Below are 21,368 nucleotides of genomic sequence, written 5' to 3'. Positions count from 1 at the left end.
TTTTGACCTATTATAAAAATATTGCTAAGTGTAGCGTGAAAATTTGCTAACATACAGCCTAAAGCGTCTGCGGCAGACAGTGGTTTTGTAATATTTTGGCTGATTGCTAGATTTTTTGAATCAATCAGTGCATGACAAAGCTGCCTGAATATGAGTATTCAACCGCAATACGTTTTTTAAATTATGTTTAAAACTGTCCCAAAATTTAATGACCATAGGATATTGTATGACTACCGGTGACCATCCCAACAAGATTAAAATCAAAAATCAAGGCAAAAAAGGGCTGGTGTGGATTGATTTAGAAATGACCGGACTTGATACCTTAAACGATGAGATTATCGAGATTGCTACTGTCGTTACTGACGAAGATTTGAATGTGCTTGCTGAAGGGCCTGTGTTTGCTATCAAGGTATCAGATCAAGTCTTAAACAAAATGGATGACTGGAATACCAAGCAGCATGGTCAGTCAGGATTGGTCGATCGTGTGCGTCGTAGTACGGTGACATTGGCAGAAGCCGAAGCTGAGACCATCAAGTTCCTAAACAAATGGGTCGATAGTGGTAAGTCACCAATGTGCGGCAACTCTATCTGTCAAGATCGTCGCTTTATGGCGCGTCAAATGCCAGAGCTTGAGCGTTTCTTTCATTATCGCAATCTTGATGTGTCGTCTATCAAAGAGCTTTGTTTCCGCTGGCGTCCTGATATCTTAAAGAACTTCGAAAAAGGTGGCAGTCATTTAGCCTTAGACGATATTCGTGACTCTATCCGTGAGCTAAAGCATTACCGTCAGCATTTCTTTAAGCTAATACCTTAAATAGCTAGCAAGCGATGAGCTATTTAAAAGTGTAATGAAAGAATTGTGGTAAAAAATAAAAGGGGTCTGTTGATATTTCAACAGACCCTTTTGTTTTTTAGATAGATTCAACGATCAAGTCAAACAAACATTGTAAACTCAAATAATCCAAACGCAGCAGCACTACTACTAAAACCGTCATTTGAATGCTCGTCATCTGTCACTGCACCAATCACGGCGCTAACTTTCGGCTGGCGAGTGTCTTTATCTAATAATCGCCAGTCGCCAAGCACGTAGCGCTTTTTATCAATCGTCGCCTGATGAATATCTGGACGATGGGTATGTCCGTGTAATAATGCATCGCTAGTAGTGATGGCCTGACGTACGGCTTTATCATTTACATCCATGATATGCGCAGCTTTGTTCGCATTATTCTGTTGGCTTTTTTTGCGCATATTATCTGCGATGGCTAAGCGTTTTTCTAATGACTTATTTAGCAGATACCACTGGGTTAAACGGTTGCGCATGATTTTGCGAAAAAACTGATATTTTTTATCATCAGTACATAGTGCGTCACCGTGCTCTAAGCGATAACTCTGCTGACCAACAGGCAAAGTATACGGCTCGTTGATTAGCTCACCGCCGAACAGATTACAAAAAGGCTGACCCAATAAAAAATCACGATTACCGTGCATGACCAATATCTCACAGCCATTGATACGTAGCTGCTTTAGCTTTGCAATCAATGGGGTTAGCCAATGCGTTATTTGTTCATCCTCTGTCCTTTTCTCTTTTAATAGGGACAAGTAGGTATCATCACCCAGCCACACCTCAAACCAATCACCCAATATAAAGAGGTGTTTTAGCGCTGGCAAGGCGAGACAGTCATCTAATAGCGCCAAAAAAGCCTGCACTAAGGCAGGCTCCTGAGGCGATAAATGCAAATCGCTAATCAATACTTGCCGCACTTGATGAGGGCGGGTCGTGATTAAGTGATTAAAACTTTGCATTTATCTTGGTCCTCGTGACTTATCGTATGGCGAGCATGATTTAATAGACTCTACTAGAAAATGCTCGCTCATTCACAGCTATCGCTAAGTAACTATTACTGAATAGCCACTATTGAATGACTATTACTGAGTAATGATGGTTGCTGAGTTGATAACAACTGGCTCTTTTGGCACATCAGCATGCATACCGAAACGACCAGTTGGTACGCTGCGCATTTTTTCGATAACGTCCATACCGCTTGTTACTTTACCAAATACGGTGTAACCCCAACCTTGCATATTTTTGCCAGAGTGGTTTAGGAAGTCGTTGTCTTTTACGTTGATGAAGAACTGGCTAGTCGCTGAATGCGGATCTTGGGTACGCGCCATTGCGATAGTACCTTTGTCATTTTTTAGGCCGTTGTCCGCTTCGTTTTCGATAGGCGCATTGGTTGGTTTTTCATTCATCTCAGCGTCCATTCCGCCGCCTTGAATCATGAAACCATCAATGATGCGATGGAAAATTGTACCGTCATACTGACCAGATTTTACGTAGTTTAAAAAGTTTTCTACGGTTTTTGGTGCTTTTTCTTCGTTGAGTTCGATAACGATCGCACCCATATTGGTTTCAAGTTCTACTACTGGTGGCATGTCTACCATGGGATATTCCTTTTTGATTGCAACGCCTTAAATGACGCTGTCAAGTGGTGGTTAAAAGTTGGTGGTTAAAAAGTTACGGGTAGTCTAACGGCTTTTTTATCCCGTGTCATGTATCAGGCTGTTAATGCGTTTGCGAAACCTGATAGAATAACGCAACTTTACCCATTTTTGACAAATTTTGATAATGCGGTCGCACTATCTAGGTTTTTATATTCTCGCTTTATTTTAACACTTTAGTTTAAACGTTTCGTGATGCGTGATGGCACGCACCATGAACTGACAATTTGCGTTAGGAGCAATGCCCGATGAGTGATCACTCAAGCAACAATGCACAAAAAGACGAAGCAAAAAACGATTTTATTCGTAATATCATTCGTGACGATGTCAATGCGCAAAAATACCAGCAAATTGTAACGCGCTTTCCGCCTGAGCCAAATGGATACCTGCATTTAGGCCACGTAAAATCTATCTGCTTAAACTTTGGTGTGGCCGAAGAGTTCGGCGGTGTGTGCAACCTTCGTTTTGATGACACCAACCCAACTGCTGAAAAGCAAGATTACATCGACAATATTAAGAACGATGTGCAGTGGTTAGGTTTTGAGTGGGCAGGCGAGGCGCATCATGCCTCAGGTTATTTCGATCAGTTGCATGCATGGGCAATTCAGTTGATTGAGCAAGGCGACGCTTATATTGATTTGCAAACCCCTGAACAAATCAAAGAAAACCGTGGTTCATTCAATGAAGCGGGAACGCCTTCACCATATCGTGATGCCAGTGTTGAAGAAAACCTAGCGCTGTTCAACGATATGAAAGACGGTAAATACGCTGAAGGAAAGGCTATTTTGCGTGCCAAGATTGATATGGCTAGCCCAAATATGAACCTGCGTGATCCTGTTATCTATCGCGTGATGCATCAAGCGCATCATCAGACTGGTGATAAATGGTGCACTTATCCAATGTATGACTTTGCTCATCCACTCTCGGATGCGTTAGAAGGGATTACCCATTCATTATGTACGCTTGAATTTGAAGATCATCGTCCATTTTATGATTGGGTCATCGAAAAAATCGGCTTTGACGTGCCGCCGCATCAGTACGAGTTTAGCCGCTTAAACGTTGATCATACATTGACCAGTAAGCGTAAGCTGAAGCAGCTAGTAGATGAAGGTATCGTCAGTGGTTGGAATGATCCCCGTATGCCGACCGTTGCTGGCATGCGTCGCCGTGGTTATACGCCAGAGGGCTTGCGTGATTTTTGTGAGCGTGTGGGTGTGACCAAAGCCGATAGCGTGGTTGATTTCCGTTTACTAGAGTTTAGTGTTCGTCAGTCGTTAGAGACGACAACTGGTCGCGGTATGGCGGTGCTAAAGCCATTGAAAGTGACCATCACTAACTTTAGCGAAGCGGTTAGCAGCTGGGAGTCGCAAAAAGCCGATAGCGTTAATGCACGTTTTGACGATGCGACTCAGACGCTTTGGTTGACTCAGCCGAACCATCCTAACGTCGATATGGGTGAGCGTGAGATTCCGTTTACCGAGACGCTATACATCGATCAAGGTGATTACGAGATTGAGCCGCCAGCAGGCTATAAGCGCCTATCACCAGAAAAGCCAGAGATTCGTCTGCGTAACACCTACGTACTAGCCGTCACTGAACATATCACTGATGAAAATGGCAATGTCGTTGAGCTAAAAGCGACGATTGACCCTGCTACTTTGGGCAACAACCCTGAAGGGCGTAAGGTCAAAGGCGTGATTCATTGGGTATCAGCCAGTCAAGGTGTGCCAGCGACCGTACGTATGTACGAGCAGCTATTCAGTGCTGAGGACCCAAGTGGCGTCGCTGATGTTCATCAAGCGCTAAACCCGAACTCGCTCACTGAGCTAAATGCAGTGGTTGAGCCATCTTTGGTCAATGCAGATGCTGGCACGCGTTTCCAGTTTGAGCGTGAAGGTTATTTCATCTCTGATAGCGAAGATCACAGCACTGATAAGCCAGTATTTAACCAAATCGTTAGCTTGCGTGATAGTTATAAGCCAGCTTAATTTATGTTGGCTTAGTATTTAAAAGTATCTTTATCCAAATAGATATTTTGAAATAATACTGAACAATAGTAGTTTGCAAGTTAGCCCATTTCTAGTACGCTAGGGATGGGCTTTTTTGTGTGTAGTTATAAAGTTAAGCGTAGTAAGATTTGAGGAAATAAGAATGGCAAAGTTTCTAAACAGCAGTGGTACAACGTATCATTTAGAAGAGTTGATTAAAAACGCTTCTGACAGGTTGATTATTATTAGCCCATATTTGAAGCTTAATGAACGTATCAAAGAGTTATTGGAAGACCGCAACCGCCTCAAGATCGACATTCGCATTGTTTATGGCAAGAATGATTTGCACCCTGAAGAAATAAACTGGCTCAAAAACCTGACCTTTATTCGTACTAGCTTTTGCAAAAACTTACATGCGAAATGTTATCTGAATGAAAATGAATGCATTATTACCAGTTTAAATCTTTATGAGTTTAGCCAAGTCAATAATAATGAGATGGGCGTACTGATTTATCGTAATGACGATGCTAAGCTTTATGCTGATACTTATGAGGAAGCGCAGCGCATTATTCGTATCAGTGATGAAGTGAGAATGTCTCTTGAAAAGGTGACCGAAACTGAAAGTAAGTCTGAGCCTAGTCCCAAAACAACAAACTCTACTACCAACGTAACCGGTAACTCTACGACAGAAACCACACCTAATTACTCTAAACTGACCACCGCCAAGCTTGCTAAAGAGTTGGGCTTTAAAACGCAAGAGTTGAATGAAAAGCTGCTTGCAGCGGGTTATCTAGAAGCGCAAGATGGTGAGCTAGTATTGACTGATGCTGGACGCGCAGCTGGTGGTACCAGTAAAAAGGGTAAGTTTGGCGAATTTTGCTTATGGGATGCAGGGATGGTGGTTTAATTATTTATCAAAGCTGACTGTCCATAAAATTCATTAAAAAATTTGTCCATCAGCTTAGAGGTAAATGTAATAACCGCATTACAATCCGTCACAAGACATTCATAACCAGTTTGTTAAGATAAAGTCAGTTTTTACGGATGTGCTTTATGTTATATTTGATAGCTGAGCACGTCGATGATAATAATAGAACGCGAGGCCGACGTGTCGATATAAGCGTTCATTCACATAGCTAAGGAATCAAGCATGGCACATTTACGTTTAGGTGATACCGCACCAAATTTTGACGCTACAACCACAGAAGGTGACATCAATTTTCACGAGTGGGCAGGTGATCATTGGGTTGTTTTCTTCTCGCATCCAGCAGATTTTACGCCAGTATGTACCACTGAGCTTGGTCGCGCCGCTGCACTAAATGGCGAGTTCCAAAAGCGCAATGTAAAGCCGATTTGTATTTCTGTTGATAGCCTAGAAGATCACAAAGCGTGGGCGAGCGATATCGGTGAGACTCAAGGCACAGATATGAACTTCCCAATCATCGCTGATCCTAATAAAGAAGTCGCTGAGCTATATGACATGATGCATCCTAATGCCGATAGCACTCATACAGTACGTAGCGTCTTTATCATTGATCCAAGCAAAAAAATCCGTCTAACGCTGACATATCCTGCCAGCTGTGGCCGTAACTTTGATGAAATTATCCGCGTGATTGACGCACTACAGTTGTCGGATGAGTATAACATTGCGACACCTGTAGACTGGAAAGATGGCGATGATGTGATCATTCCACCAAGTGTGAAAAATGAAGATATCGCTGCAAAATATCCAAAAGGACACAAAGAGATTAAGCCGTATCTACGTACCACACCTGCACCAAACAAATAACTAGACTGATATATAAATGTGATTAAATAAAGCCCCATGACTCCAGGTTGTGGGGCTTTTATTATTTCTACTTTATGACTAATAACACTTTGCCATGATGGCCAGATTAGGCTATAACTGTGGTATAGCGTATCAATATTTGTGCTTATCAGTACAACAACCATAATAAAGCGTATCAGCGTCAAATCGCTGTCCAATCATTTTTACAAGGAGTTTGCTATGAAAAAACTATATATTACCCGTACAGCGCCCAATCCACGTAAAGCGCTTATCTTATTGGCTTCAAAAGGTATCGATGTCGATGATATGGATGATGTCGATGTGATAGACATTGATTTTGCGGCAAATGAGCAAATGTCAGAAGCCTTTACGCAAATGAATCCGATGCAGACCGTACCTGTTTTGACCTTAGATGATGGTACTGTATTGAATGATTCGCAGGCAGTTTGTGAGTATCTAGATCGTGTTTACGGTGAGCGTTCAGTCATGGGTAATGATGTGGTACAGCGTGCGCAAGTTTGCTCTATGCGCCGTGTTGCAGAGTTTGAAGTGATGTATAACTTGATGCTCGCGTTTCAGCACAGTCATCCATCCAAAGCACAACGTGTTGAGCAAGTGCCCGAGTTCGTCGCACCATCAATTGCTCGTGCTGTTAAAGCCATGGCATATTTTGAGACGATATTAAAAGGTCGCGAATACTTAGTAGGTGAGCAATTAAGTTTTGCGGATATCGTGTTATATCTAAGTTTGGATTTCGGTAAAGTATTGAAAATTAATCCTAATGAGCAAGGCGAAAACCTAGCTCGTTTTTATCAAAAGATGAATGAACGCTTTAGTATTAAAAATATGGCTAAAGCCAAACCTGCAAGTGTGAATGACTAAAAGGTTCTAGAAAAATAGTTTAAATCGTAAAATTTATCTATTAACCTATTTGTTAAATTGATTGCTATAAATCAAAACAGCTAACCTCAATCGTTAGCTGTTTTTTTATGAAATATAATAAATATCAACATTTCGTTACATAGGTTAATAGAGCCAAGGTTATAGTGGTTAATCTAACTTAGTGATATCAATTATGTTTTTAAAACGTTTATTTAAGAAGAATACTTTTAAAGTACGACTTCTTTTGAATAGGTTTTTTAAAATATAGATGGTACGCGAGATAAGTTGTACAAGCTTACTAAGAGGTATGTAATATGGTAGGTAGCCGAAATAAGCCAACGTTAAAATTACTGCTATTACCTAGTATGATGGCAGTTAGTCTGATGCTAAGTGCGTGTCAAAAAGAAGCGGCGTCTAGCGAAAATGATACATCGCAGGGTACTGAAGCTAGCGAGACGACAGACTTAGCCGTAAGTGAAGGTCTGGTATCTAGTATGAGCCCTACATCAGACGAATCTGAACCTGTTGAATTAACCGCTCAAGACAAGCTGAAGACCACCTTATCTCATCATCGTTGGACGTTAGTAAATGCTGTTGACGCCAATGAACAACCTATGGCTGAATTTGCGAATATCAACAGTCAGGTAACGCTTGCGTTTAACCAATATCAGGGGCAAGACACGCTAAGCTATAGCGTAGGCTGTAATACGATTAGTGCTAGCTATCAGTTAAAAGGGCATACCTTAACTACTGAAGAGGGTATGAGTACGAAGATGTCTTGTGGCGAGCTAGACGTGGCTGAAAACACCTTGAATACGTTGATGCAGGGCAGTAGTGAGTTCAAAATTGATCAAGGTGATAATCCAGTATTGACCCAGTTTACCGACGATGATGTAACTCTGGTTTGGAATGGTAGGCTTACTGCACAAGCGAAATATAACAGTAAGGGTGAAACAGTATTTTGGGCAGTAAACTCCGAAACTGTACCTTGCGAAGCAAGTAACTCTGAGCAGTGTCTACAAGTTAAGCCTATTACTTATAATGATCAAGGTATTAAAACTCACGAAGGGCAGTGGCGAGTATTCGTTGGTGAGATCGATGGCTATCAGCATGACAGCAAACACGAAGAAGTATTACGCTTACAACGCTATCCGCTAAACATCGATGAATTATTAGAGACTAATGAACCAACTGAAGATGATACTGCTGATGAAAAGTATGCTTATATATTAGATGCTGTGATTGAAAGTGCAGTTGTAGAGTAGCCTATTATAGTTTGAACATTTGAAATGTTCATAGTTATAAAAAAACACGCGTCTAATAGCGCGTGTTTTTTTATGGGGTGTCTACTTTGCCGTTTATCTATTTTGACGATTGTTTGCTCTAATACCTAGATATTTTAACGCTGATCTTTAACGCAAGTTACCCAAATCTTCTTCGGTCAAGCGCCAACGGCCTTTCTTCTTAGAAGCACCGCGGCCACGCATGGCGCTATTCAATATCAGTTTGTTCATTGAATGGCTTGAGTGAGCATGACAGATGGCGCAGGCAAGACCATCGGCAGCATCTTGTTGAGGTACAACTTCTAACGCTAATATCCGGCAAACCATCTCTTGTACTTGTTCTTTGGCCGCTGCTCCATAGCCACAGACGGCTTGTTTGATTTGCCGAGCCGTATATTCTGACACTTCTAAATCTAGTGCAACCATCGCTGCAATCGCTGCACCTCTTGCTTGCCCAAGCTTAAGTGCAGAATCAGGGTTTTCTGCCATAAATACTTGCTCAATCGCTGTATAGATAGGCTCGTCAGCATATTTTAAATGATGCTGTGTGATACGGGTTAGTCCATTAAAGATACGCTTGAGGCGTTCAGGCATCTCTTTGGTATCTGTGCGAATCGTTCCTGCATCGATATAGGTCAGCTTGTCACCTGTCTGCTGTACTATCCCATAACCAGTCATGCGTGACCCTGGATCAATGCCTATAATAATTGCCATAATATTCCGTCTTGCTTACCTGTCATTTTATATTCAGTCTTATATAAATTGGATACGATATCAGACTCGCTTAGCCCACTATTCGTAGTAGTATCTTCCACCTTCCTTGTGTCCAAATTATGTTGTACCGACTATATGGCTTAAAAATTAGCCTTAAGTTTGATAGTATAGCAACCAATCCCCATATACATCATATGTTAGCCATTTTAATTTTCATGGCGCTCAATTTATTGGTTTTTATTTTATAGGACGACACTTTATGGGTCAGATAGTTGGTATAGCCATCGTTTGGTTTATTATCGAGATGCTACTGTGGTATTTGCTTGCTCAGTTTATGAGCGGCTGGTGGGTGTTTATGTGGTTTATTATCGCCGCGGTTATTGGTATCTCCTTGATGCGCAAAGGTATGGCTGCTCTTAATCCAATGGCACAGCAAATGAAAGCTGGTGGCATGATGAACCCTGCGATGCGTCCGCCAGAGACCACGATGATTAAGAGTATCGCTATGGCAGCTGCAGGTATTTTATTGCTTATTCCTGGGGTGCTTAGTGACTTGATGGCGCTGTTGGTAGTATTGCCACCTGTGCAGAAAAAGCTAAAAGACTTGGCTAATAATTACGTCATGAATAATCAGCAAAAAATGATGGAAATGATGGCCAAGCAGATGGGTGGTCAAATGGGCGGCGGTCAAAATCCATTTGGCGGTGCTGGTGGCATGGGTGGTCAAAACCCGTTCGGTGGCGCAGGTGGCATGAATGGTCAAAATCCATTTGGTCAACAGCAGCAAAACCCATTTGGTGATGTGTTTAAACAGCATACTACGGTTGATGGTACTGCCAAAAACATCCCTAAAGATGTAAAGAAAATTACTAAATCTGCTAATGACGAATAACTATTTAGTTAAATCATAAGCATAAAAAAAGCCCCTCCCGTCGATGACGAAAGGGGCTTTTTAGTGGTAGTAAATAAATTATAAGAAATATATTTACTAACCGAATGAAACAACCGAAGTGCCGCTGTAAGATGGTGACCCATGAACCGTGAAGTTCAGGGCGGATGCGTCATCATCTCTGCAGGTTTCCTGATACACCGCAAGCGGTGCAGGCATACACAATGAGACAATAGGTACCACATCCTGGTAAAGCATTATCGGCTCAGGGAATAAACATCTACTAGCCAACACTTCAGAATAGTTTTATCTTAACCAATGAAAAGAGTGATTGCAAGTCTGAATTACAGATTGATACGTAGCTTAGTTGGTTGGCCGCATTTATATTAGCTTGTCTAGAAAAACCATCACAAGCTAACCCTATAAAATTATTCATAAACTCACGAAAAATGCTCAGTTTTTCAGCTATTTCAAGATGTGTGTTAATATAGAGGGCTTTATATTCCCTTACACAGCATTATAGGCGTTCATTCACTCGAGGAGCGGTAATATATGACCAGTACCCAACAAGCATCAGACTCTATTGATAATAATAAAACACAGCTTAGCAATAACCAAGACGGTGCACAGAATAAAAAAATACCGCATGTCTTGATGATATTGGACGGCTTTGGTCATCGTGAAGAAGATAAAGATAACGCCATCGCTGCCGCCAATATGCCAAATTTAGATAAGATTTATCAGCAATACCCTTATGGGCTTATTTCAGCTTCAGGGGAAGATGTTGGTTTGCCAGATGGTCAGTTTGGTAATTCAGAAGTCGGTCACATGAATTTAGGGGCAGGGCGTGTTCTTTATCAGGACTCAACACGTATCTCAAGTGAGCTGGCCAATCGTGAATTCTATAAAAACGAAGCATTGGTCAATGCCGTGAAAGCGGCCAACGAGCGTGGCGGTAATGTCCATATTATGGGCTTGCTTTCTGATGGCGGCGTTCACTCTCATCAAGACCATATCGAAGGCATGTGTCACTCAGCACTGGTCCATGGTGCCAAGAATGTCTTTATTCATTGTTTTTTAGATGGCCGTGATACCCCGCCTAAATCTGCTGATAAGTACATCAATCGTCTGCGCGACTATATCAATAAGTTAAACGCTCATTACGAAGGTGGCCGCGTACAGATTGCAAGTATCATCGGTCGCTACTATGCAATGGACCGCGATAATCGGTGGGATCGCGTACAAAAAGCTTATGAGCTGATTACTGAAGGCAAAGCTGATCGTCTATCGACACGGGCAGATGGTGCTGTCCAAGCTGCTTATAAAGCGCGTGAGACCGATGAGTTTGTCAGTCCAACGACCGTAATTGGACGTGATGAAGTGCCATATACTGTCAATGATAACGACGCACTTATTTTTATGAATTTCCGTGCTGACCGTGCTCGTGAGCTTGCCCAAGCGTTTGTTCTGCCAGATCATGAGTTTTCTGGATTTGCGCGTCAAAAACAGCCAAAACTGGCGGCATTTGTGATGCTAACTAAGTATTCAGATGTCCTAGCTGACAATCCAAAAACCAGCATTGCTTACTACCCAACGTCTTTGGCCAATACATTGGGAGAGTACTTGCAGGATCAAGGAAAAACACAGCTGCGTATCGCTGAAACTGAAAAATATGCGCATGTGACGTTTTTCTTTAGTGGCGGCCGCGAAGAAGAGTATCAGGGTGAGACCCGTATATTAGTGCCATCTCCAGACGTTGCAACTTATGATCTACAGCCTGAGATGAGCGCGCCTGAAGTCACTGATAAATTAGTAGAAGCGATTGAGTCTGGTAAGTATGATGTATTGGTGGTCAATTATGCCAATGGTGATATGGTTGGACACACAGGTATCTTTGATGCAGCGGTAAAAGCGGTAGAGGCTTTGGATGTATGCGTTGGCCGTATCGAGTCAGCAGTGCGAGCAGCTGGTGGTGACATGCTTATCACAGCCGATCATGGTAACTGTGAGCAGATGCAAGACTATGAAAGTGGTCAAGTACATACACAGCATACGACAGAGCATGTACCATTAATTTACGTGGGCGAGCAAAAGCTGCAAGTACGCCGTGGCGGCAAACTTAGTGATGTGGCACCGACTATTTTATCATTGATGAATGTCGATGCCCCTGCTGAGATGACAGGTGAGAGCTTATTGGTTCCAGCAGTCTAAGCCAGTCGAGTTAAACCACAGTACTTGAATGACTGTGGTTTATACAGGTTTGGCAGCTGTACTAGAAGATATCGAAAAGGAAAGGATAACCTATTATCCTTTCCTTTTTTTGTGATACATTTTACTTAATTTACTTGCAATACTATGCTAGTTCGAGATATGCGTTTGGTGCTATCTTATAAATCGCTATATAACGATAAATTCGTATTCTCTATTATTCAAATGAGTTCTTTTATGCAGCCTATTTCTTTTGCACGTTCTTTTTTATCCAAAGGGTTAAGTAAATCAGTAGAGAAGGCATCAGTCGCGTCCACGGTTTTGCAGCCTGCAATTATAATAGGTGTGCTTGGTTGTGCGATTAGCGTAAATGCACAAGCAGCAGTGGGAGCTTCTACAAATAATGATAATCCTACGAATGGTCTACAGCTCATCAGTTTGAATGCAGATGAGATAGCGGATGAAAACGACGCTGATAACTTATCTAACATTGCTGATATGTTAGATGTCGCCGATGAGCCAGATGACTCGATAGATAGTGTGCCAGATGAAAGCGCGCTAACAGATGATGCCGATGATATTGATACGGAGATTCCAGCAGAAGTTGCACAAGTATCGCTAAATGCTATCTCTCCTGAGACGCTAAAAACATTTGTGGCTGTGGTAGATTTAGTACGTCGTCAATACGTCGATGCGGTCAATGACGAAGAGTTATTTAGCAATGCGATGAGTGGCATGCTGACCAAACTTGATAGCCATGCTGAGTTTTTGGACGCAGAAGCCTATGAGAACCTGCGTGCTTTTACTGAGGGCGACGTTGGTGATATTGGTATTAGGGTTAATTACCAGCCAGAGGCAGGATATTGGGTCGTGACAGAGGTTATCGACGACTCACCTGCAGACAAAAAAGGCATTGCAGTTGGTGATTATTTGCATCAGGTTGATGAGTTCAAGCTAGATGAGGGGCGACAGGTCAATGATGTTGAGCAGCTCTTAACGGGTATCGCTGGTACGCAGGTAGATATTATCACTTCTAAAGCTGGCCGCCGTAAGCATACAACGACGTTGCAGCGTAATAATAGTCATCCGCAGATTATCGAGACCAAACTGGTTGATGGTATTGCCATTGTCAAATTACCGGCGTTTCAAAATAACAGCCGTGAGAAGTTACTAGAAGGTTTAATTAACCTAAACGCTCCTATATCAGGCATTTTACTAGATATGCGTGATAATCCAGGTGGCGTACTGACATCGGCAGTGAGTGTTGCCAGTTTATTTATGGATGATACTGATATAGTGCAGGTGCAAGCACGTCAAAATAAATCACGCGTACTATCGACCCAAGGTGATGCGATACTTAAGCCTTTGCCATTAGTGGTATTACAAAATCGCTATTCAGCATCAGCAGCAGAGGTGCTTGCCAGTAGTTTACAAGCACAAAAACGCGCTACTATTATCGGTGAAGTTAGCTATGGCAAGGGCTCAGTACAATCAGTCATACCGTTAAACGATGAGCAAGCCGTCAAATTGACTGTGGCCAATTATATGACAGCAGCAGGCAAACAAATAGACGAGATCGGCGTAGAACCTGATGTGACTTTATCAGGCAGCGAGAACACGTGGGAGCAGCAAGCATTAGAAATAGTAAAGGCGCGCGCGCTTGATTCTGGCATTCGCTTTGTTAGAAAAAATGCTACGAAAGAATAGAATTTCGTAGCATTTAATTAACAGCACATACCATTCAACGCTTAAAAATATTTGATGATGACGTTCAAAAGAAACTAGTCGAACGCATCTTCAGAAATTTCGAGCTTTTTCATACGGTAGCGTAAAGAGCGAAAGGTGGTTCCTAATAATTCAGCTGCTTGGGTTTTGTTCCAGCCAGTTTGTTTGAGTGCCGTGATAATCAGCTGCTTTTCTTGTTCCTGCAAATAATGTTCTAACCCTTGAGGCGGTAATTGACCGTCGAATAATTCTTGTAAACCTGATATGTCTTTAGAGGTTTCTTGTTGGGCAGTGGAGTCAAGGAGCGACTCTTTGTCATGAGTATTTGCTACGCTGGTTGACGAACTGTCATTACTAGCTGACGAATGCTGCACCATTGACGGGTAGTGGTTGGTATTAGTACGATAAGGATGTAAATTGGTTGCCCTTTGCTCAACCTGCGTTGCTATATTGCGACTAGATTGAATGACTTGCTCATCGTCCTTTGTTGATTGGACTGTAGATTGAACGTCTATTTGATTTTCTACGTCACGAGCAGGTAGCTCAGAGGTATCGATAGCTGAGCTATGATTTTGCTCTTGCATATTTACAAGCTCAGGGTCAATGTCAGGAAGACCTAAATGACTAACGTCTATGTATGAAGTTTCAGCTAACGTAACTGCACGCTCCAGTAAGTTGCGTAGTTCACGGACATTACCCGCAAAATCGTGGCATTGTAAGCGTTCGCAGGCTTCCATCGTCAATGAGGGCGGTGACTCTAATTGCCAGTCATCAGCAATCATCGCCAAAAAGTGGTCTGCTAATACAGGAATATCATCACGGCGTGCATTAAGTGTTGGAAGCTTTAGCTCAATGACATTGATGCGATAATATAAGTCTTGTCGAAATGCACCATCTTGTACCAATTGGCTCAGGTCTTTGTGAGTGGCAGACAAAATGCGGATGTCTACTGGAACTTCTTTTGTATCACCAATTGCCCTTACTGTTTTTTCTTGAATGGCACGTAACAATTTAACCTGCATGGCTAAAGGTAAATCTGCCACTTCATCTAAAAATAACGTGCCGCCATTGGCTTGCTGGAATAACCCTTGTTTATCAGCGACAGCCCCTGTAAAGCTGCCTTTTTTATGACCAAAAAACTCCGACTCCATTAACTCTGATGGTATTGCACCGCAGTTCACTGGTACAAAGCTGCCATCACGCCGTGGACTTAAATCATGGATCAATCTGGCGACCACTTCTTTACCTGTACCAGAAGCGCCCGATAAAAACACAGGTGCCTGTGAACGTGCTAGCTTTAGAATAGTATTTTTGAGGGGATGCATGACAGCAGAATTACCAATCAATCTACTATCTAGCATTTTTTGTTCAGGAGAGCATTCCGGTGCGGCCTGTACTTCGTTATCTTGATGAATAACTTTTATGGCATTCTCTACCAGTTGGCGCAAACGTGGTAGTTCTAGCGGTTTATTGACAAAATCAAAGGCACCGAGTTTCAACGCCTCAATAGCCAAATCCATGCTGCCATGAGCCGTAATCACCGCTATTGGAATATTAGAGCTATTGCTAATTTCTTTTACCAGCTCCAGTCCGGAGCCATCTGGTAGCTTTAAATCCGTCAGACAAAAATCGTAGTCATTGTCTTGCCAAAACGTTCTTGCTTGCGACAATGTATAAGCCACATCACTTTTGATACCCATTTTAGTTAGGGTAATTTGCATCAATCGACATAAATCTACTTCATCATCGACGACTAGCGCGGTTGTTGTCATACATCATCTCATCGTATTCAATGGCTATAAAATCAATAGCTAGGTCTAAATAGGCGTAATAGCTTTCAAAAGATAAATTTAGGAAAGGTTTTCTTCGATAGTTTGAAATTTATTATCAGATTTAATAGAAGGTACAATCAATCGAAAGCATGTTTTCTCATGTTCAGGAATGTAGAGTAAACGCGCTTGATTGGCTTCACAAAATGCTTGTGATAGATAGAGCCCCAGTCCTGTACCAGCTTTATCTGTTGTGAAAAATGGATCGAACAAAAGTTGTAAATTTACAGCACTAACACCATCACCATTATCTAGTATATCGATTATAACATCGTTGTCTGCGCAGTAAATGTCGATTTCTACATAAGCATGAGGATGAGAATAGCTGCTATAGCGCAGGCCATTGTTGATTAGGTTGATTAATATCTGCTCTAACTGATGAGTATCAAATGATATGATGGGTTTAGTTTTTATTCGTAGAAAAATGTCGTGTCCTTGAAAGTAATTCTCCAAAAACGATGGCATCCATTCAGCCAATTCGAGCACCTGCTGGGTAGCCGTCTGCTGACGAGACAGCTTTAAAATATCCTCGATAATACGGTTTACACGTTTTGTCTGTGAAAATATCATTTCATAAAGCTCATGGTTGCCGGTCATGGCAGCATTCGATTCACTTGTTAATGCATTGTCAACTTCCATTTGTTCTGCAACATCTTCCATTAATAGCTGGCTGGCTTGCGATATTGCTGCTAATGGGTTTCTGATTTCATGGGCAATACTGGCAGTTAATTGCCCTAAAGAAGCCAGTTTCAACTGTTGAGCACTAGCTTGCTCACGGCGTAAGTCTTCTAATATGACAAGCTTGCTATCGTCTTTTAGTGGAATAATTTGTACACGTAATTTGCCAAATATTGAGGCATTTGCCACAGCTGGCACGTCGTAGGTAAAAGCGCGTGACTGCCCAAAAGCTACTGATAAGCAGGCATTAAACAACTGGGAATGCTGTTCATTGAGTTGCTGCTCGAAATTAGAGAGAAGCGCTTTGTTATGAGTTTCTTTTGTATCGTCAAAGGTATTCTGCGCTGTGGTAGGTGTGACAAGAGAAAGGCTCAGCAACTGATGTGCGGCAAGATTTGCTAAGACAATATGTTGCTTATCGATAACGATAACACCATTCACCATCTGCGTGATAACCTCTTGATTAATCACATTTAGTCGCTCAACTTCCTTAGCATGGTTTGCCGCGACCTTTTCAAGCTGTACTAATCGTTGAGAGATAGACCAGCTTAAACCGCCCACTGCTAAAAAACTCGCTGACATCAGTAGCGCATCACCTAGGTTGGCTAGACTCATGCTATTAGCAATAGCGTAAAAAAATTGCTGATAAATAACGAGAATGATGGCAAGTAAAGTAATAACCAATGCTTGTGAGCCATGTAGTAGCATAAAGCTAGCCGCGACGACAACCATGTATAGCATGGTTAACTGCAAGTCAGGGTTACCTGTTGTGTAGAGCAGCAGGCTTAGTATAATAACGTCTAAGGCCAGTCCGAATGCCAATTGGCGGCGCATATGTTTTCTAACGACATAAAATAATCCAAGCAGTATCAAACTTAACAGTACGTAAAAGCTTAGAGTCGTTTGTTGTAAAAAACTCGGTAAAGAAGTGCCATCACCAGTACGAGCAGAGATGTATAGCATGAGCATAGAGAACAGGCTAACGACGAAGCGATAGCTACTATAGATCAGCCCCAACTTACGCAACATCGACAGAGGAAGCGTATCATCATGATGTACATAATGAGTAATGACAGAGCTAGAATTGGTAGCAGAGTTCATAAACTGGCCGTAATAAAATAAACGCTAGAATGGTTTATGGTTGAATCAGACCATGACGAATGGCCAAGTGAGTCAATTTAACATCACTATCAACCCCAACTTTTTCATAAATACGGTAGCGATACGTATTAATGGTCTTGACACTAACAAACAATTGATCAGCTATTTGCTGAGGGCTTTGACAATTAACAACCATCATGGCCACTTGTTTTTCTCTGTCACTTAATAAGTCAAAAGGTGAGTTTGCATTATCAGATAATAAAACATCCGCTAACTGTTCAGCGACGTCTTGACTGAAGTAACGACCTCCTTGATAAATCTTTTTGACCGCACGTATCATTTCATCAAGCGGCGTGCCTTTGGTAATGTAACCGTTAACACCTGCTTTAATCAGCATTGAAGGATAGGGCTGTGCAGACATACTACTGACCGCCAAAATCTTGATACCCATATCGAGTTGAATCAGACGTTTGGTTGCTTCGAGCCCGCCAATATTCGGCATATTGACGTCTAGTAAAATTACATCAGGATGTAATTGTTTGGCTTGTTTGATAGCCATGTCACCGCTGTCTGCTTCACCTACTACTTCAATATCGGGGCTGTCTGACAACATACGGCTAATACCCATCCGTACCAAATCATGATCATCTACCACTAATACTTTAATCATAACCATACTCTTTATTGATTGTCAGAATGAACGCTTTATTAGGTTCAAATAGTATAAAAAACGAATATATTTCAACCATTATTTTATCTTTGTATATTCAAAATACCGCTGATTAATATAACAAAATACGAGTAATCATAACATTCGAAGTTAAATTATATTGCTGCAGTGTGAATTGATGTTTCTATAATATAAATTGGTTGTAGCAAAGTTTGAATGAAGCCAAAAAAAACTACTAAATCAGTTTGATAGATTAAACTTAAATGTAAACCATGATACACTAAAAATACAAAAGCTCTATGTGAGTACTTACAAACACATCTATAAACGCTACGTACGTTTTTGGCGTCAGATAATATGTAACTGGCGTAATAGCGACAGCAGGAGGCATAATGAAGCAACTACCATTAACCAAACAGCAATTGATCGCTGCTATGATTTCATTGAGTTTGGGCAGTGTTGCACAAGCCGCACTTACAATTAATGGTAGCACTGACACTGCCTCTAGTGCACGCCTAAGTTGGGGCGGCGCTGATAGTTTGTCTGAAGCTCGTAACATAATGTACAAATCTAATGGCTCTGCTATTAAGAAAGTCGATAATGGCTACGGCACTACCAATATTACGAATACTAATAGTTTTGCTAGTAGTAATAACACCAATAGTGCCCGCTACAATACAACCTATCGCGGGGCATTTGGTAGCAGTGATATGATTCCGATTAGCACCGATTCACGTAGTGTTGCGGTGATCGATGCTGAAACTGGTGAATCTATCTACGAAAAAGATGCTGATATCGCGCGCCCAATGGCTAGTATCACTAAGGTTATGACGGCTATGGTCGTGTTGGATGCTGGCCTTGATATGCGTGAAGAAATCACGCTTGATCCAGAAGATTTTGTTGGTCCAAAGCGTGCAAGCTCACGTTTGAAATCAGGTGATCGTTTAAACCGCGCTGAGATGCTATTGATGGCGTTGATGAAGTCTGAAAATCCAGCAGCGAAGAGTTTAGCGCGTAATTACCCAGGTGGCTATGATGCCTTTATGCGTGCAATGAATCGTAAAGCGCAAGATTTGGGCATGAACACGGCGTTTTTCGGTGATCCAACTGGACTTGATAAGCGTAATGTAGCTTCGTCAAAAGATCTGGTTAAGATGGTACGTGCCGCTGGTAACTATGATGTGATTCGTCGTTTTTCTACCACTAAGAGCTATGACTTTTTCGTCTCAAACTACTCAAGTGGTAACCGCACCTATAAAGCCAGTAATACCAGTACATTGGTTCGTGACGGCAGCTATCCAATCGGTATCTCTAAGACAGGATTTATCAATGAAGCTGGACGTTGTGTTGTAATGGAAACTCGGGTCAATAATCGTCCTGCGATTATCGTTATCTTAGGGGCAAACAGCTCAGCAACACGTTGGGGCGATGCTAAAAATATCTTAAATAGTTTGGCTACACGCCGTACAGTGTAAGTTTGCTATTCTAAATGTATAAAAAAGCTGTTATATCATATAACGGCTTTTTTATTGTGTTGAATTTAAGAATTAAGGATAAACGCTATGAGTCGTTCATCATTTTCCTCAGTTATGCCTAAGCTATATTTGTTGACCAACGATGATGAATTTGAGCTGTTATATCAAAAGCTAGAGGCAGCCTTGTCGACAGGATTAATTGCGCTATTACAAATTCGTCGTAAGCAAGTTCTTAGTCTACCTGATGGAGCTTTGAAGCTTTTTGATGAGGCGCAAAGAATCGTTGCGTTAGCTAAAACATACAACGTGCCAGTTATTATTAATGATGACGTGAAGTTGGCCGAAAAGCTTGGCGTTGGGGTACACCTTGGTCAAACAGACGGCAGTATCGGTGATGCTCTACAGTCCCTTTCACCGCATCAAATAATTGGTCGTACCTGTCATGGTGATATAGCACTGATTAAAGAAGCAAAAAATGATGGCGCAAGTTATGCTGCGATGGGTGCAGTATTTACCTCTACAACTAAGCCAAATGCTAATATCATTTCACGTCAGCAGCTTGTGGAAGGGTGTCAGCAAGGCATACCAATATGTGTGATAGGGGGGTTAACCGCAGAAAATGTCTCAGAGCTGGTAGATTTGCCCATTGCGCTTGTGGCAGTAGTCGGGGATATCATGGATTTGCCAGCAGCAGACATAGCGCAGCGCTGTCATGAATGGCAGCAGGCATTTTCTAAATGGAAAACACCTACTTGAAGTACGCTTCTTAGAGAGGTTTTAGAGTAGTAATAGTCTTATAATATAGTATTAATATGACAGCGCTACTCAGCGTGTTCCATACATAAGGTAGCATAGGGCAGCGCTTCTAAGCGTTGCTCTTCGATCTGTTCACCACAGACTTCGCACTCACCATAAGTACCACTTTCAATTCGACTCAATGCATTTTCGACATAGATTAAGCTTTGACGCGCCTCGCTCATCAAATTTTTGCGCATGTCGTTTTGACGATAGGATATGGCCTGATCTTCCCAATGTTCATTGAGATCATCTTGCGGATTTTGGATGTGATCTTCTATCTTATCAATTCGAGATTCGTACTCATCTTTTAATTTTAATAATTTTTGTTTAGCAGTGTCTAAGTTGATGCTCATTATTTTCTCCTAATGGGTTATTTTTATTGTCAATGTTTCTATCATAAAGAGCTTGACTGCTGAGTACCACCACGAAATGTTACGGTTTATTGACTATGCTTAAAGCTAGCAACTGCAATTGTTGCCCTCGAATAACGGTCTAAGAATTTAGACTAAATATTTTAAACGTGCTGAAATTTGTGTCAGGTTGCTTGTGAGACTGCGCTAGAAAACTGGTAGAATACACCGCCGCTGAATTCTGCTTATTTGATCGATCCATCAAAGTGGTTTGATAAGTGTCAGAGCCAAGCGTTAAAAAACATTAATAAGTAATAAAGCTGATAGTGACTATATAGCTTGGATATAAAATAGCGTATTTATAAAGCCGGTTAGTGAGAGTGCTACGAAATAGTAGATTGATCAAGCTTAGCACTGAATCTGATTTATATAGAGCTGACTATAATGGTCATATCAGTAACGACAGTAATCGCAAATTAACAGATATATT

At 41.6% G+C, this 21,368-nt stretch carries 18 protein-coding genes and 1 other RNA gene; 11 read left to right on the top strand and 8 right to left on the bottom strand.

Annotated features, from left to right (window positions below; translation table 11 throughout):
* The first annotated feature begins 226 nt into the window (after nt 1-226).
* The gene (gene orn, locus ACQKCP_RS05910; RefSeq protein ID WP_057760984.1) at nt 227-814 is read left to right on the top strand and encodes an oligoribonuclease; all 588 of its coding nucleotides are present in this window, start codon (nt 227-229) and stop codon (nt 812-814) included.
* Between the two features lie 119 nt (nt 815-933).
* On the opposite strand, the gene ACQKCP_RS05905 is transcribed toward orn, so the two are convergent.
* Nucleotides 934-1,803 (bottom strand): UDP-2,3-diacylglucosamine diphosphatase, encoded by an 870-nt coding sequence (locus ACQKCP_RS05905; protein ID WP_427611626.1) that lies wholly within the window; start codon nt 1,801-1,803, stop codon nt 934-936.
* A gap of 123 nt (nt 1,804-1,926) precedes the next feature.
* A complete protein-coding gene (locus ACQKCP_RS05900) occupies nt 1,927-2,442 on the bottom strand; it encodes a peptidylprolyl isomerase (RefSeq protein WP_057760980.1) in 516 nt (171 codons plus the stop codon).
* 305 nt (nt 2,443-2,747) lie between these two features.
* Between ACQKCP_RS05900 and ACQKCP_RS05895 the strand changes: the two genes are divergently transcribed.
* The 5 genes from ACQKCP_RS05895 (at nt 2,748) to ACQKCP_RS05875 (ending at nt 8,423) form a co-directional block, all read left to right on the top strand.
* Nucleotides 2,748-4,487 (top strand): glutamine--tRNA ligase/YqeY domain fusion protein, encoded by a 1,740-nt coding sequence (locus ACQKCP_RS05895; RefSeq protein WP_427611625.1) that lies wholly within the window; start codon nt 2,748-2,750, stop codon nt 4,485-4,487.
* 163 nt (nt 4,488-4,650) lie between these two features.
* Nucleotides 4,651-5,394: a phospholipase D family protein gene (locus tag ACQKCP_RS05890; protein WP_427567356.1), complete on the top strand. Its 744-nt coding sequence runs from the start codon at nt 4,651-4,653 to the stop codon at nt 5,392-5,394.
* 243 nt (nt 5,395-5,637) lie between these two features.
* The gene (locus ACQKCP_RS05885; RefSeq protein WP_114700376.1) at nt 5,638-6,276 is read left to right on the top strand and encodes a peroxiredoxin; all 639 of its coding nucleotides are present in this window, start codon (nt 5,638-5,640) and stop codon (nt 6,274-6,276) included.
* Between the two features lie 219 nt (nt 6,277-6,495).
* Nucleotides 6,496-7,158 (top strand): glutathione S-transferase family protein, encoded by a 663-nt coding sequence (locus ACQKCP_RS05880; protein ID WP_427611624.1) that lies wholly within the window; start codon nt 6,496-6,498, stop codon nt 7,156-7,158.
* A gap of 314 nt (nt 7,159-7,472) precedes the next feature.
* Entirely contained in the window at nt 7,473-8,423 is a 951-nt protein-coding gene (locus tag ACQKCP_RS05875) for an META domain-containing protein (protein WP_427611623.1), read from the top strand.
* A gap of 147 nt (nt 8,424-8,570) precedes the next feature.
* Here the strand turns inward: ACQKCP_RS05875 and ruvC are convergent, their stop codons facing one another.
* Nucleotides 8,571-9,155: a crossover junction endodeoxyribonuclease RuvC gene (gene ruvC, locus ACQKCP_RS05870; protein WP_057760973.1), complete on the bottom strand. Its 585-nt coding sequence runs from the start codon at nt 9,153-9,155 to the stop codon at nt 8,571-8,573.
* Nucleotides 9,156-9,414: 259 nt separating this feature from the next.
* Between ruvC and ACQKCP_RS05865 the strand changes: the two genes are divergently transcribed.
* Nucleotides 9,415-10,047, top strand: coding sequence for an FxsA family protein (locus ACQKCP_RS05865; protein ID WP_057760971.1), 633 nt, complete (start codon nt 9,415-9,417; stop codon nt 10,045-10,047).
* Between the two features lie 106 nt (nt 10,048-10,153).
* Here ACQKCP_RS05865 and ssrS read toward each other — a convergent pair.
* Nucleotides 10,154-10,349: non-coding RNA, 6S RNA (gene ssrS, locus ACQKCP_RS05860), on the bottom strand.
* Nucleotides 10,350-10,596: 247 nt separating this feature from the next.
* On the opposite strand from ssrS, the gene gpmI reads away from it, so the two are divergent.
* Complete coding sequence (gpmI, locus tag ACQKCP_RS05855; protein ID WP_427611622.1) at nt 10,597-12,255, top strand: 2,3-bisphosphoglycerate-independent phosphoglycerate mutase; 1,659 nt, start codon at nt 10,597-10,599, stop codon at nt 12,253-12,255.
* Between the two features lie 234 nt (nt 12,256-12,489).
* A complete protein-coding gene (locus ACQKCP_RS05850; protein WP_427611621.1) occupies nt 12,490-13,959 on the top strand; it encodes a S41 family peptidase in 1,470 nt (489 codons plus the stop codon).
* A gap of 74 nt (nt 13,960-14,033) precedes the next feature.
* On the opposite strand, the gene ACQKCP_RS05845 is transcribed toward ACQKCP_RS05850, so the two are convergent.
* The 3 genes from ACQKCP_RS05845 to ACQKCP_RS05835 form a co-directional block, all read right to left on the bottom strand.
* A complete protein-coding gene (locus ACQKCP_RS05845) occupies nt 14,034-15,749 on the bottom strand; it encodes a sigma-54-dependent transcriptional regulator (protein ID WP_427611620.1) in 1,716 nt (571 codons plus the stop codon).
* A 78-nt stretch (nt 15,750-15,827) separates the two neighbouring features.
* Nucleotides 15,828-17,585 carry a sensor histidine kinase gene (locus ACQKCP_RS05840; protein WP_427611619.1) on the bottom strand — a complete coding sequence of 586 codons (1,758 nt, stop codon included), beginning with the start codon at nt 17,583-17,585 and terminating at the stop codon, nt 15,828-15,830.
* 34 nt (nt 17,586-17,619) lie between these two features.
* Nucleotides 17,620-18,255 (bottom strand): response regulator, encoded by a 636-nt coding sequence (locus ACQKCP_RS05835; RefSeq protein ID WP_101206382.1) that lies wholly within the window; start codon nt 18,253-18,255, stop codon nt 17,620-17,622.
* A 392-nt stretch (nt 18,256-18,647) separates the two neighbouring features.
* Here ACQKCP_RS05835 and ACQKCP_RS05830 point away from each other — a divergent pair, with 392 nt between their 5' ends.
* Both ACQKCP_RS05830 and ACQKCP_RS05825 read left to right on the top strand, forming a co-directional pair.
* Nucleotides 18,648-19,730, top strand: coding sequence for a serine hydrolase (locus ACQKCP_RS05830; protein WP_057760963.1), 1,083 nt, complete (start codon nt 18,648-18,650; stop codon nt 19,728-19,730).
* Between the two features lie 87 nt (nt 19,731-19,817).
* A complete protein-coding gene (locus ACQKCP_RS05825; protein ID WP_427611618.1) occupies nt 19,818-20,486 on the top strand; it encodes a thiamine phosphate synthase in 669 nt (222 codons plus the stop codon).
* A gap of 65 nt (nt 20,487-20,551) precedes the next feature.
* Here ACQKCP_RS05825 and ACQKCP_RS05820 read toward each other — a convergent pair whose 3' ends face one another.
* Nucleotides 20,552-20,881, bottom strand: coding sequence for a TraR/DksA family transcriptional regulator (locus tag ACQKCP_RS05820; RefSeq protein WP_427611617.1), 330 nt, complete (start codon nt 20,879-20,881; stop codon nt 20,552-20,554).
* Between the last annotated feature and the right edge of the window lie 487 nt (nt 20,882-21,368).

Source organism: Psychrobacter sp. NPDC078631, assembly GCF_050268165.1.
GTDB lineage: Bacteria > Pseudomonadota > Gammaproteobacteria > Pseudomonadales > Moraxellaceae > Psychrobacter.
This window is presented reverse-complemented; position numbering and strand designations above follow the sequence as displayed.